Origin of the sequence: Planktothricoides sp. SR001, assembly GCF_001276715.1 — a bacterium.
GTDB lineage: Bacteria > Cyanobacteriota > Cyanobacteriia > Cyanobacteriales > Laspinemataceae > Planktothricoides > Planktothricoides raciborskii.
Map to the genome: position 1 here is coordinate 220298 of NZ_LIUQ01000004.1, position 12876 is coordinate 233173.

9 protein-coding genes and 1 pseudogene are annotated in these 12876 nt (G+C 42.8%); 5 read left to right on the forward strand and 5 right to left on the reverse strand.

Annotated features, from left to right (window positions below):
- Window positions 1–322 precede the first annotated feature (322 nt).
- Window positions 323–1048, reverse strand: a complete 726-nt coding sequence (locus AM228_RS04305) for a hypothetical protein (protein WP_156331525.1) — start codon at window positions 1046–1048, stop codon at window positions 323–325.
- A 339-nt stretch (window positions 1049–1387) separates the two neighbouring features.
- On the opposite strand from AM228_RS04305, the gene AM228_RS04310 reads away from it, so the two are divergent.
- From AM228_RS04310 to AM228_RS04325, 4 genes are all read left to right on the forward strand, one after another.
- Complete coding sequence (locus tag AM228_RS04310; RefSeq protein ID WP_054464868.1) at window positions 1388–1531, forward strand: chlorophyll a/b-binding protein; 144 nt, start codon at window positions 1388–1390, stop codon at window positions 1529–1531.
- Window positions 1532–1660: 129 nt separating this feature from the next.
- On the forward strand, window positions 1661–1804 hold the full coding sequence (locus AM228_RS04315) for a chlorophyll a/b-binding protein (protein ID WP_054464869.1): 144 nt from the start codon (window positions 1661–1663) through the stop codon (window positions 1802–1804).
- A 658-nt stretch (window positions 1805–2462) separates the two neighbouring features.
- The gene (locus AM228_RS04320) at window positions 2463–3386 is read left to right on the forward strand and encodes a LysR family transcriptional regulator (RefSeq protein WP_054464870.1); all 924 of its coding nucleotides are present in this window, start codon (window positions 2463–2465) and stop codon (window positions 3384–3386) included.
- A gap of 101 nt (window positions 3387–3487) precedes the next feature.
- A complete protein-coding gene (locus AM228_RS04325; RefSeq protein ID WP_054464871.1) occupies window positions 3488–4522 on the forward strand; it encodes an anthranilate phosphoribosyltransferase family protein in 1035 nt (344 codons plus the stop codon).
- A 71-nt stretch (window positions 4523–4593) separates the two neighbouring features.
- On the opposite strand, the gene AM228_RS04330 is transcribed toward AM228_RS04325, so the two are convergent.
- Both AM228_RS04330 and ebsA read right to left on the reverse strand, forming a co-directional pair.
- Window positions 4594–5679, reverse strand: coding sequence for a phosphotransacetylase family protein (locus AM228_RS04330; RefSeq protein ID WP_054464906.1), 1086 nt, complete (start codon window positions 5677–5679; stop codon window positions 4594–4596).
- 245 nt (window positions 5680–5924) lie between these two features.
- Window positions 5925–6308: a type IV pilus biogenesis protein EbsA gene (ebsA, locus tag AM228_RS04335; protein WP_054464872.1), complete on the reverse strand. Its 384-nt coding sequence runs from the start codon at window positions 6306–6308 to the stop codon at window positions 5925–5927.
- Between the two features lie 779 nt (window positions 6309–7087).
- Here ebsA and AM228_RS04340 point away from each other — a divergent pair.
- Window positions 7088–8515: a glycosyltransferase family 2 protein gene (locus AM228_RS04340; RefSeq protein ID WP_054464873.1), complete on the forward strand. Its 1428-nt coding sequence runs from the start codon at window positions 7088–7090 to the stop codon at window positions 8513–8515.
- An 11-nt stretch (window positions 8516–8526) separates the two neighbouring features.
- On the opposite strand, the pseudogene AM228_RS04345 reads toward AM228_RS04340, so the two are convergent.
- Window positions 8527–9843 (reverse strand): annotated as a pseudogene (locus AM228_RS04345) (RNA-guided endonuclease InsQ/TnpB family protein).
- Between the two features lie 244 nt (window positions 9844–10087).
- Window positions 10088–12133, reverse strand: a complete 2046-nt coding sequence (locus AM228_RS04350) for an elongation factor G (RefSeq protein ID WP_054464874.1) — start codon at window positions 12131–12133, stop codon at window positions 10088–10090.
- Window positions 12134–12876 lie beyond the last annotated feature (743 nt).

Consider the following 12876-nt stretch of genomic DNA (forward strand, 5'->3'; position numbering starts at 1 on the left):
CATTGTTGGTCTGATGTATATTCTCCACGTTTTTACGGATTTCCTGCCGATAGGGGCAGCAAAACCGCCACATTAGCCCCGCTAAAATCTTTTAGCTTCCTGATAACCAGCGCCTTAATGCTATTTTTTTATAAAACCGATATCTTGGGCTGAGGATATTTTAACGTATTAGGGTAAATTTTCCGAGGAATCGCTCAAAATCTTTAAATTTGTGGTCGTTCTTGGGCAAAAATGATGATTTGCTAATAAATTTTTTTTTCATTCCAGCGATCGCTCGTAAGTCGGCGATGAAATTTCCGGGCTGAAATAGCTGAAATCTAGATTAGCTGCGTCTGACAGTATTTAAGCCTGTTTTAAAGTTGACGATCGCCGTAAACATAGAAACCAAAAAGTAAAATACTCTCAAAATCCAGCCTCGCCATTTAAATAAACTGTCGATTTTGGTGGGAGTAAAATATTTTTTCTGAAGCAGTTCGTTTGCATAAGCAAAAACATAAGCAATTCTTTGGTAAGTATTGTTCATCAACTCATCGGTTTCTACCATTTCTTTTTCTTTGGCAGGAATTACGGGGAAGTTTGCCGTGTACAAATAAAACCCCAATATGGATTCATTTTGAGTTTTATATCGCAAAAATGTATTGGTCATTTTTTGGGCTTGGCTATATGAAATATTTTCATTAATCGAGAAACTCTGCACCCAAATTTGATATTTAAAAAATACGCTACTGCTATAAATACACGGCACTAAGGTTAATAACAGAAGATAACTGACTCGATTACTAAAAGACCGGGGTAATAAAATTGTTGCTACTCCAAACCCTAGACCCAAAATGGCAAAGACTAAGACATTTAAAATTTCTATAATTTCTATACTCAGGAGTAAATCTCCCAGAAGAGGAATTTTATAGACAATTTCATCCCCAATCAGTTCAGCGACAAATTTTATGTAGAGTGAGATCGCCACAATGACTACCGTAGTGGCAATATACAAACCAGTTTGAAACAAAAGTCGTAATAAGAGCATAATGCCATGAACCAATAACAGCAAAGTTTTAGAGCTATGTCACTTTTACCAGGATACCCGCTTAAATTTTATCTTTTTAAATTTTATCTTTGTCTTTATCTTTATCTTCTGCCAATGTTTATCTTGATATTTTGTAACCCATTATTAGATATTTATTGCAAGTATGTAATCATATATTTTACGAAATAGAAGGAAAGAGGTGGAGGAATCGGCAAATTCTAGATCAGTTTTAAGACTCGAAATCTTTGCCGCACAAAGATTTCAGCCCAATTTACCAAAAAAATGTAAAAAAATGTTGCTAGTTTGGAAAACTTACGTTAAGTTATGTGTAAGTGGGTTGACAAAAAAGGAATTATCTGGACTATGGACACCAAAGAAACTAAATTCGGATTTACGGCGTTCGCGGAAACCTGGAATGGTCGCTTGGCCATGCTTGGCTTTGTGATTGGTTTGGCTACAGAACTGATCACAGGTCAAGGCATCCTGTCTCAGCTTGGCTTAATGTAAGTGCCAATCACTGCCAATCACTGCCAATCACTGCCAATCAGTGCCAATCAGTGCCAAGCCTCATCACATTTCCCCAAGAGAACTGACAGAAACACTGACTATCTCAGATCAAACAGGAGAACTTGAACAATGGAAACCAAAGAAACTAAATTCGGATTTACGGCGTTTGCGGAAACTTGGAATGGCCGTTTAGCCATGCTGGGCTTTGTGATCGGTTTGGCTACGGAGTATATGACCGGCCACGGTATTCTTTCTCAACTCGGTCTGATGTAATAATTTTTAACTCAGACGGCAACGGCAATTTTAAGTTAAAACTATTTCTAGCGGGATGGGGGGATTTTTCTCCCACTATCCCGCTTTGATTTTCTCTGGAGAGTCCCATGATTTTTGTGCTGCTACGTCGAAATATTCAAACCGATCTGGACTTCGATCTCTCCAGCAAAGTCCGGGTCGCTATCTGAGTCACGATTGTCACGTGAGTTTAATTGCATTTTTTGCATTTTGTCATGCCTTATATGCAATTAATGCCATAACTTTGTATCAATCGCTGCAAAATATTCCGTTTAGGTATGAGTTAACTTAAGGGAAAGCTGACTGAAAATATTTGAGAAAATCTGAGAAATTTTCCCAAGTGCCAGATTGTTTTATGGCTGTAATCATAAGGTTATTGCCGATTTAAATCTAACTGGCGTGTCCTTTGTGATTTGTTTATGATTTGTTGAGGATAATGCTCTAAGACTGAAGCCTAATTCTCAAAGATTATCCAAGATAATCCAAGATGATCAAATATGATTTTTAATCACTTAATATAAATACTTATTATCGAGTCATAAACCGAATAAATTTTAGTATAAATTAGTCAATATTTCGAGCAAATATAATTGATATCCATGTCATACACATCCCAATCATACACATCCCAGAACATTCTATGCGTGTCGAGCAGTTGCAAGCTTTTCTCTCTGTGGCAGAAACGGGCAGTTTTCAAGCAGCAGCCCGACGCTGTGGGTTTACCCAATCTACGATTAGTCGCCAAATTCAAGCGTTAGAAGCGGAAGTTGGATTGGCTTTATTTCATCGGACTGCTCAAGCGAAGCTGACTGTGGCCGGAGAATGTTTTTTACCCAGGGCGCAGAGAATTTGTCAAGAATGGCAAAAAGCTTTGGAGGAATTAACAGAACTTTTGGAAGGAAAACAGCCAGAATTATGTGTGGCGGCAATTCATTCTGTTTGTAATTATTATTTACCGCCGATTTTGCAGAAATTTTGTCAGAAATATCCAGAAGTCCAATTGCGGGTGACTACTTTAGGCAGCGATCGCGCTTTGAAAGTGCTCAAAGATGGCCTGGTTGACTTAGCGATTGTGATGAATAATCGATTTTTAACCACAAGTCCAGAAATGGTTGTGGAAATTTTATACAATGAATCGATTAAACTGTTAATGGCCGCCAATCATCCTTTAGGACAATATGAAACCGTCCCTTTGGCAGAACTAGCGAAATATCCCCAGGTAGTTTTTAAGGATGGCTATGGGATGCAACGCTTGGTGCAAGATAAGTTTATGCAGCAAGGACACAATCTGAAGGCCGCTTTAGAGTTGAATAGTCCAGAAGCTTTTCGTGGTGTAGTTCGCCTGGGGGAAATGATTGCTTTGTTGCCAGAAACGGCTTTGTGGGATGCCTACCACGATCCAACTTTAGCGGTGCGATCGCTCCCATCGGAGATCGACGCTGAAGGCAAAGATGCCTGGATCCGCCAGGTGGTGATGGTGACGACCCGCGATCGCCTGCAAATTCCCCCTATCCAAACCTTTTGGCAGCTAGTCCGGGAATTCGTTCCTGTGCAAATGCGGTAATATTGATTGTTGATTGTTAATTTAGTTACAAAATCAAATCATTAATCACTAATCACTAATCAAATGATTAATTGTTATGAGTAACCACATGAGTAATTGTTATGAGTAATCGTTTCCGAGAATTTATTCAAAAAATTGGCAGTGGCCCCCACACTGGAGAGAATTTAAATCGCCAAGAAGCCGCAGAAGCCATGAGCATGATGCTAAACCAAGAAGCGACTCCCGCTCAAATCGGGGCATTTTTGATCGCCCATCGGATCAAACGACCCACGGGAGAAGAACTGGCTGGGATGTTGGATGCTTACGAAGAAATTGGCCCAACCTTAAGGCTTTCCGGGGTAAAACCTATGGTGTTTGGCTGTCCTTATGATGGCCGATCGCGCATGACACCCCTGGTGGTGATTACTGCCCTAATCCTAGCGACTGTCGGTCAACCGGCGATCATGCACGGTGGGGACAAAATGCCCACCAAATACGGCGTCCCTTTAATCGATATTTGGCAAGGCTTAGGGATTAATTGGTGTACTTTTTCCCTACAGCAAGTTCAGCAACTCATCGAAACCACAGGTTTGGGATTTGTCTATCTGCCGAATCATTTTCCCCAAGCAGCGGGTCTGGTTCCCTACCGCGAGCAACTCGGCAAACGACCACCGATCGCCACTTTGGAGTTAATTTGGTCGCCTGTAGTCAGTGACTATCACCTGATTGCGGGTTTTGTTCATCCCCCAACGGAAACCTTGTTTCAGGAGGCGTTAGCCTTACGGGGAGTCAAGAATTTTACCACCATCAAAGGTTTAGAAGGCAGTTGTGATTTGCCCCGCGATCGCACAGCCATTATTGGCAGGATCCAAAATGGTGAATTCCAACGCCTACATCGAAATCCATACGACTATGACTTTGGCGGCAAAAACCCCCCCATCCCAGAGACAACCCCGCAACTGATCCATCAAATGCAGCGGATCTTAGAAGGGAAACCATCGGAATTAATGCATTCGGCGATTTGGAATGGTGGATTTTACCTGTGGCATTGTGGTTTTTGTCCAGATATCGCCACCGGCTTTGACACAGCGGAAAATTTATTGAGCACAGGTAAAGTGAACGCCAAACTGCAAGAAGTGATGAGAATTAATAGTTAATAGTTAATAGTTATTGGTTAGTGGTTATTGGNNCCAATAACCACTAACCAATAACCACTAACTATTAACCCTTAACGACTCACCAAAATTGGTCGGTCAATGTTGAGGGAAGCCAACAAGCGATCGACCAGAAAATGCTCTTGGAATAATTGGCGAATATAGTCAACTTTCATGGGTTCATGCAGGCGGACTTTACCCAAACTTTCGGTAATAATTTCAACCGTTTTCAAAGTATCGAGGTCTACAGATAAAACCGGCACTTCGGCTTCTTCAGCGCGATTTAAAATAATCGGGGAAGGTCGAATATTTCCGGTGACAATCAGACAATTGGTAGACGTTTCTAAAGCGGCTAACTGAATATCCGTCCGTCCCCCTCCTGTAACCACTGCCATGTTGACTCCGTTTGATAGATACTTCAGCGCCGAGTTGACATTCATGGCTCCAATTTTCAAGGTTTCTACCATTAAGTTTAATCGGTCAGGTCGGCAAAGCACTTGAGCGTTTAATCGTTCGGCTAATTCCCCGACACTGACACCCCCCAAAAAAGCAATTTTTGGCAACATGGCAAACACGATTATATTTTGTTGTTCCAAAAATGGCTTAATTAATGTTTCTGTTTCTGCCAAATTTTCCGGCGGAATGTCATTCAGGACAACACCGATCAGGCGATCGCCCAATCGTTGTTTAGCCGACAACAAAATATCCACTGATTCTGGGGATTCAAACCGCGTCACCAACACCACAGAAGCATCAACTAATTCGGCGATATCTGGCAAAGATAACTGATAAAGATAGCCCTCATCGAAACTCGCCGGCCCTTCCATAATAATAATATCTCCGCGAATATCTGCCAAAGAATTTTGCAGATATTTTTTATAGTCGAGTGAGCCTTGATTTGTTCCTAAGCGTTCTTTAAAGAGTTGTTTACCTAAAAATAGTACGGTTTTTCCCAGGTTTTGATCGCTCAAATTTAAGGTTTTGGCCAAAAACTTTACATCTTCATCGACAGGATTTGGTTCCCATTCATCCTCACATCGTCCCACAGGTTTTGCATAAGCAATTTCCAGGCCGCTTTGCTGGAGTTGTGGACTAATTCCCAGGATAGTGGTTGATTTTCCACTATAGGCTTCTGTTGACCCAATTAACAGATATTGCATTGGTTTTTTTTTGGTTGCATTAAGATTTTGCACGCTTAACTCCTTTTTATTTAGTAACCCATAAATAATTTATAGCTTATTTTTCGCTGGAAATGTTCAGAATTTTCAACTAATCAGCAAATAATCATCTCGATTTTGGCAAAAAAACCCTCACTTGATCTTTTGTTTACAAAGCTGTTTACAAAGCTTGGCCGGATATCCCTGATGCTTAAATATCTTAAATATTGATTCCTTGAGTTATTTAGTTAGTCATTTCTTTGGAGTAATTTTTTGTAGAAGCCTTTGCTAAAATCAACTACATGATGCCGCCGGTGATTTTCAATAATTTCAATTAAAAAGTTAATAAAATCAACATTCGTCATGGTCAGTTGATAATTTAAATCCGCATTACCATCAAACTGAACTCGACAGCGAGTTGGGTCAGCGGGAAGTGAAGACACTTGCCAACTAGCCACAAACTTAATATTTTCTCCCCATTCAATTTTTCTTTCCCCTTCTAAATGTCCTTGACGATAAAGGCTAATCGCTCTAGGTAATAATACCCGTTTTTTCTCTTGATTATAGTAGGGTAAATAGATGCCGACTATTTTTTTATCTGCGGGTTGTAACAGATCTAGATTAGTGGTCATATTTAATGCTCCTTTCCTGAATTAAGTGTCTCGCTCAAAAATCTGTAGTGGCAATATCTATGACTCACTAGAGAGTCATGGGAGTACATTTAATGATTTTCTGATTTTTGCTCGACGGGTTGCTAAAGTTAAGATTATTTGTATTTATATCTACATAGCAGATATCGCAAATATAGCAAATTTATCTTCAATTAATTTACCATAATATTTTTTAGATAACTTGTTTAAACATCAAGAAATGATTAAGTTTGACTAACGGCGTTGATTGACACCAGTTAGTTTTTCATAAAATTCAAGATTCTTCATAAAGAATCCAGCGTAAAGGTTTCAATAACTTAATGAGTATAAAATCAGGGTAATTCATGGCTTCCCATGAATCGTTTTCCATCATTTTTTGTCCGTGTGTAAGCTACTAGCGGTCTCCAGGAAATGATTCGACTGACCTGGGCTGACGCCCGATCGCTCATCCCTAGGAGTCAGAGAGGGCGATCGCCTGAACGCCCAAAAGGAAAAAAATTATGGTTCCCCCGATCGCCAAGAGAGAAACTTAGAGAAACTTTCTGTTTTCATCCTGGCACGAGCATGGTTCAGTCCTGAACAAGACCCTAGGGGATCTGGGCAACAACCCTCAATTTTTCCACAAAACTGGCAGTTAATAAAGATATGGTATTTTTAGCTACAATAACTCATTTAGAGTTTTTATGGAAGCGAGAGGTGATAAAATTTATCTCTCATTGCCATCAAACACGATCGTTATTAGTATTTAACTGTGATTACCTATGCCAGCAAATTCCTGGCCAGAAAACCATTCTTACAGAAATTTTCCGCCCCTTAGAGCGATTTTGTATAATCTGTCCGATCCAGAGGCAGGAGAAATCGATCCGGCGATCGCCTATTCTTATTCAGGATATGAGGGTCGTCGGGCTAAAGCGGCCATCCTTTTGATCGTTGCCTGGACTGGCACCATCGCCCTCCATTTAGTTTCCTGGGGGTTCTGGTTGGTGGTGGGCTTTACTGGACTGCTTTGCTTTCAGGCATTGCGGATTTTGCTGGCACGTCCCCATCAGACTCCTGAACCTTTAGCCCAGGCGGATCAAGCCCACTGGCCGTCAGTGTCCCTGCTGGTGGCAGCGAAAAATGAGGAGGCGGTGATTGCCCGACTGGTGAAAATGCTTTGCCATCAAGATTATCCCACGGAAAAATATGAAGTGTGGGTGATTGATGATTGCAGTAGCGATCGCACCCCGGAAATCTTGCAAACCCTCAGCCAAGAATATGCCAACCTGAAGGTACTCCGCCGGTCGGCCAATGCTAAGGGAGGCAAATCCGGCGCCTTGAATGAAGTTTTGTTAAAAGCCCAGGGGGATTTCTTAGGGGTATTTGATGCGGATGCCCAGGTGCCCCCGGATATGTTGCGGCGGCTGTTGCCTATGTTTAACGAAGCACGAGTGGGCGCGGTGCAAATGCAAAAGGTGATTGCCAATGCGCCATTGAATTTCTGGACGCGGGGACAAGAAGCGGAAATGGCTTTAGACCTGTATTTCCAACAGCAACGGATTGCAGTCAACGGCATTGGGGAACTGCGGGGCAATGGTCAATTTGTGCGCCGCAGTGCTTTAGAAAGTTGTGGGGGCTGGAACGAGTTGACCATTACCGATGACCTGGATCTGACCATGCGCTTACATTTGGATGGTTGGAATATTGAGGCGATCGCCTTTCCTGCGGTGCTTGAAGAAGGAGTCACCAGTCTGAAAGCCCTGTGGCATCAGCGCAACCGTTGGGGAGAAGGGGGCTATCAACGCTATCTGGATTACTGGCGGCTGATTTTCAGCAACCGAATGGATATGCTCAAAACTTGGGATATGTTTGGGTTTTGGATTATGCAGTATTTCTTGCCCAATGCGGCAGTCCCAGATTTACTCATGGCGATTTATCTCAAACATTTGCCGGTAATGAGTCCCCTGACCACTTTGGCCATTTCCCTCTCTTTGGTGGGAATGTTTACAGGTCTGCGTCGGGGCAATCCACAGCAAGAAACCCGGTTTCGGACGTTCTTCGGCACCCTGGTCAAAACCTTACGCGGCACATTATATATGTTGCACTGGTTTGTGATAGTTGCCAGTGTGGGCATCCGAATTTCCGTGCGTCCCAAACGCTTGAAATGGGTGAAAACCGTTCATCAAGGTACTGGGGAATTGCAGTTTTGACACTCCCCGGCCTAAAGGCACGGGGATTCTTGCTTCACCGAGCAACCTTGCTTAAGCACCGTTTCCAGGTTTAAGTAGAAGGTCATCTCTCCACAAGCGTTGATTTCCGTATGCCCTACGGTATTTGAAATATATCCCATCAATTTTAATGCCTTCATCAGAATGTTAATTGCGGCATTTTCATCCCTGTCCAGTACAGCACCACATTTACAAATGTGAGTTCTTACTGACAGGGATTTTTTTACTTTATTACCGCAATTAGAACATTCCTGCGATGTGTATTGTGGCGCAACGAGAACCGCAACCTTGCCAAACTTAACGGCAAAATACTTCAACCATTCCCGAAACAAATACCATCCAGCATCATTAATTGACTTGGCTAGGCGATGATTCTTTACCATGTTCCGCACCTTTAAGTCTTCAAACGCCACGAAATCGTGTTTATTTCATCACGCACCTTGCTAATTTCACCGCAAAGTCTTTACGCTGACGAGATACTTTCAGGTGTTTTCTCCCCAAACGGTTAATAGCTTTGGTTCTATTTTTAGAGCCTTTAACCTTTTTGGCAACTCGACGCTGCAAGCGTTTTAGTGCTTTCTCCGATTTTCTGAGATGTCTGGGATTATCCACCTTTTCACCATTAGACATCTCCAAAAATCAGATATAAAGCTTTGGTATGGCTTTGTGACGGGCAATTATTGGAGATGTCTATTGCTGTCGGTGTAAAAATGATTTAATTCCACGTCAATGCCAATACATTTGCCAGTTGGCTTAACTTCTTCCTTGGCTAAATCACTAGAGATACAAAACTGGCAATAAAAGCCATCGGCACGCTTAACCAGCCTAATCTTCTGAATTTGCTCTAATTGATAAAAGTGCAAATCGCGAGTTCCGATTAGTTTAAGCGTGCCGATTTTATTCTTGTCGGTAAAAGTTATCTTCTTCCTGTCTTCAGAAAGCGCCCACCCAGACTTTTTATACTCTACTGAACGTTGGTTCTTCTTGAACTTAGGAAATCCTTTCTTGCCAGGAATCTTTTTCTTGCAGTTATCGAATAATTTGGCTATACCACTCCAGCAACGTATGCGCTTCGCGCAGGGTTCCCCAACGGCAGAAGCTTGTCTAGCTGTCGAGTTGAGTTGATTTGCAAATGGGAATTCCTTGGCTAACCTAGCAGTGTATTTGTTGAGATCGTAGCCGTTGACACTTTTGTTATCCATCCAATATCTCAGACATTTATTTCTGATGAATTGGGATGTGCGAATAGCCTCGTCTATTGCCGCGTATTGTTCGGGTTTTCCCAAGCATTTAAACTCAAAAACTAACATGGTTTATCGACCTACTTAACCATATATTTATGGTAGCTCTCGACCCATAAATATGGGCTTGTATGTAATAAATTATTAATATTCTGCGCGATGACAAGAAAGCCGTCCTAGAAGGACGGGGTTTTAAACCCAAATTTCTGATAAGGGACAGACCAAAAAGAAACGCCAGAAACCCCAGAAACCCCAGAAACCGGGTTTCTTGAAGAAACCCGGTTTCTCATTGAGGGATACTCAAAAGCGATCGCTAACCCTTGCCATTATCACTGCTTTGGGTAGCCAGAACTCGTTCGGCTAATTTATCCGGAACTTCTTGGAGGCGATCGAACTTCCAGTTAAAGAAGCCGACACCCATTGTGAGCGATCGCAACTCCACAATCAAATCCTGCATTTCCGATTGGGGCAAATACGCCGAAACCTTATCCCAGCCCTTCCAATCACTCATGGGTTCATAGCCGAGGATTTGGCCACGACGCCCACTAATAATCTGCATCATATTGGAAGTAAAATCACTGGGAGCACAAATCTCCACCGAGGCAATGGGTTCCAGCAACGTAGGACTGCATTTGGCCATCCCTTCCTGCATCGCTGCCCGGGCTGCCAACTTAAACGACTGTTCAGAACTATCCACCGAGTGATAAGACCCATCGGTTAAAGTCACCGCCACATCCACCACGGGGAAGCCCAACGGCCCTTTCACCAAAGACTCGCGCACCCCAATTTCCACCCCAGGGATATACTGCTTCGGCACCACACCGCCCACAATCTTCTCGCTAAATTCAAAGCCTTGCCCACGCTCTCGCGGCTGAATACTCAGATACACATCCCCAAACATCCCATGACCGCCACTTTGGTGCTTATAGCGTCCATGTACTTTCTCTGCTGCTTTGCGAATCGTTTCCTTATAAGGAACCTGGGGCACATGAGTGGTCATCGGCAAATTATACTTCCGCTGTAGGCGATCGAGCGCCACTTTCAGATGAACTTCCCCCTGACCCCAGAGAACAATCTCGTGGGTATCCGCATTTTGTTCCCAAGTTAAAGATGGGTCTTCTTCCAGGAGTTTACTCATCGCCGCACTGATTTTTACCTCATCACTGCGTTTTTCCGTCGTCACCGCCAAAGCAAACACTGGCGGAATCATTGGTGCTTTGGGTAAATCTACTTTTAACTTGGCATTACTCGCCGTCAAAATATCCCCGGTAGCAATTCCTTCCATCCGAGCCAACGCCACCAAATCCCCGGCTGAAGCGGTCTGCAAGCTTTGGGTTTGTTGACCCATCATCTGATACATCCCACCAACGCGCACGCCATTTAAGCTCGTGCCATCAGTGAGTTCCCCTTGCCAAACCCGCACCAGAGAGAGTTTACCGCCTTGAGGGGTGTAATAGGTTTTCACCACTTGTGCCACCGTCTCCTGGGCATTGGGCTTCAATCCTCGGCGTTCGGCGGTTAAGCTGGGTTCTGGGGCTTCCCGAACCAGGGCATCTAAAAGCGGTCGTACCCCATAGTCTTGCTCCGCAATGCCCATAAACACCGGCACAATCAAATCCGCCCCTAATTCCATTTTCAGGTCTTTAACAATTTCCTCTTGGGACGGTTCGATTTCCTCTAAGAGTTCTTCGAGGAGATGGTCGTCAAAATTGGCCAACTCTTCGAGCATTTCCTGACGAGCGGCGTGTTCTTCGTCTTTCAGGTCTTCCGGCATGGATACGGGATCCGCCGCCGCCCCGGCATGGTAATGATAGGCTTGCTCGCTTACCAAGTCGATAAAGCCAATTAGATCATCACCTTTGCGAATGGGATATTGATGCGGCACTAAAGGACGGCTGGAAACAGTTTTCAGGGCATGGAGTACATCCATGAAACTGTTTTTTGACCGATCCATTTTGTTGATAAAAACAATGTGGGGAATTTCCCAGTCATCTAAAAATTTAAAAATCGGTGAGAGGGTGAGAACGCGGCTGACTTCCGCTTCGCAAACCACGATCGCGGCTCCGGCACCCATCAGCGCATTGTAAGTTTCTTGGGCAAATTCTACTGAACCTGGACAGTCAAGAAAGTTGAAGCGAATGTCTTGATAAACTGTGCTGGCGGCGCATACTTCCACACTCATTTGACGGGCGCGAGCTTCAGCGGAACTGTCCCCAACGGTATTGCCATCTTTGATGCTCCCTTTGCGGCTAATGGCGTTGGTGACATACAGGACACTTTCCAAAAATGAAGTTTTACCACTTAAGTAAGGGCCAACAATTGCCACATTCCGCACGCCCGATGCAACTTTATCAGTCATAGCTTGCTTCTTCTCCTTCAAAACTTAAGAAAAATTGAAATTTCAGCCATTTAGGTAAAAATGAGGTTAAAATAGCCAACTGTCTAGCAGTAACGTAGATTTAAGTTAGTATTTTTTAGCTCAATTGGCTAAAATGAAATCTAGCATTATCTATTGTTCAACTAATTACGTTTAATCACATTATAAGGTCAAAAGTCAGGAAAAACTATTAATTTTTATTAAATAAAATGGAAAAATCTTAATAATAGTTGAGACTCTCTCCCGGTAGAGAATCTCTAAAATTTTTCCTGAACTTTTTTAGTAAATTTCCCTATAATTTACTAAAAAGGTTTTTTTGTTTTTTTTGCCCTAGATCGCTACAGAAATCGGCACATAAATAATCGCCATAGAAGATTGGCGATCGCCTCAAAATATTGCATCTCCTGCCGGTATATATGCCCCGGAGATCGATCCCCGGCTTGCCGTCCATACTTCCATGATTGATAAAATTCAGATATTGTTGCCCAAAGATATTTTCAACTAAACCCTAATGCAAAATTATAGAGCATATTCATCGCAGACTAAATCTTATTTATACATCTTATTTAGGCCATAAAAATACATGGTAATGGTTGGGAAATTACCAAAACACATTTTAACGATATTCGGCCTTTGATGCCTATTCCATTCACCGAGTATGGTGATAATTTGGCAATAGGCACATGGGATAGGGAAGAGGTGGTGGCGGCGTTGGGGAATAAGTG

What these genes read in the sequence shown, in the direction of transcription:
- AM228_RS04310 (WP_054464868.1), top strand. Translation starts at nt 1,388, where the DNA reads ATGGACACCAAAGAAACTAAATTCGGATTTACGGCGTTCGCGGAAACC.
- AM228_RS04315 (WP_054464869.1), top strand. Translation starts at nt 1,661, where the DNA reads ATGGAAACCAAAGAAACTAAATTCGGATTTACGGCGTTTGCGGAAACT.
- AM228_RS04320 (WP_054464870.1), top strand. Translation starts at nt 2,463, where the DNA reads ATGCGTGTCGAGCAGTTGCAAGCTTTTCTCTCTGTGGCAGAAACGGGC.
- AM228_RS04325 (WP_054464871.1), top strand. Translation starts at nt 3,488, where the DNA reads ATGAGTAATCGTTTCCGAGAATTTATTCAAAAAATTGGCAGTGGCCCC.
- AM228_RS04330 (WP_054464906.1), bottom strand. Translation starts at nt 5,679, where the DNA reads ATGCAATATCTGTTAATTGGGTCAACAGAAGCCTATAGTGGAAAATCA.
- ebsA (WP_054464872.1), bottom strand. Translation starts at nt 6,308, where the DNA reads ATGACCACTAATCTAGATCTGTTACAACCCGCAGATAAAAAAATAGTC.
- AM228_RS04340 (WP_054464873.1), top strand. Translation starts at nt 7,088, where the DNA reads ATGCCAGCAAATTCCTGGCCAGAAAACCATTCTTACAGAAATTTTCCG.
- AM228_RS04350 (WP_054464874.1), bottom strand. Translation starts at nt 12,133, where the DNA reads ATGACTGATAAAGTTGCATCGGGCGTGCGGAATGTGGCAATTGTTGGC.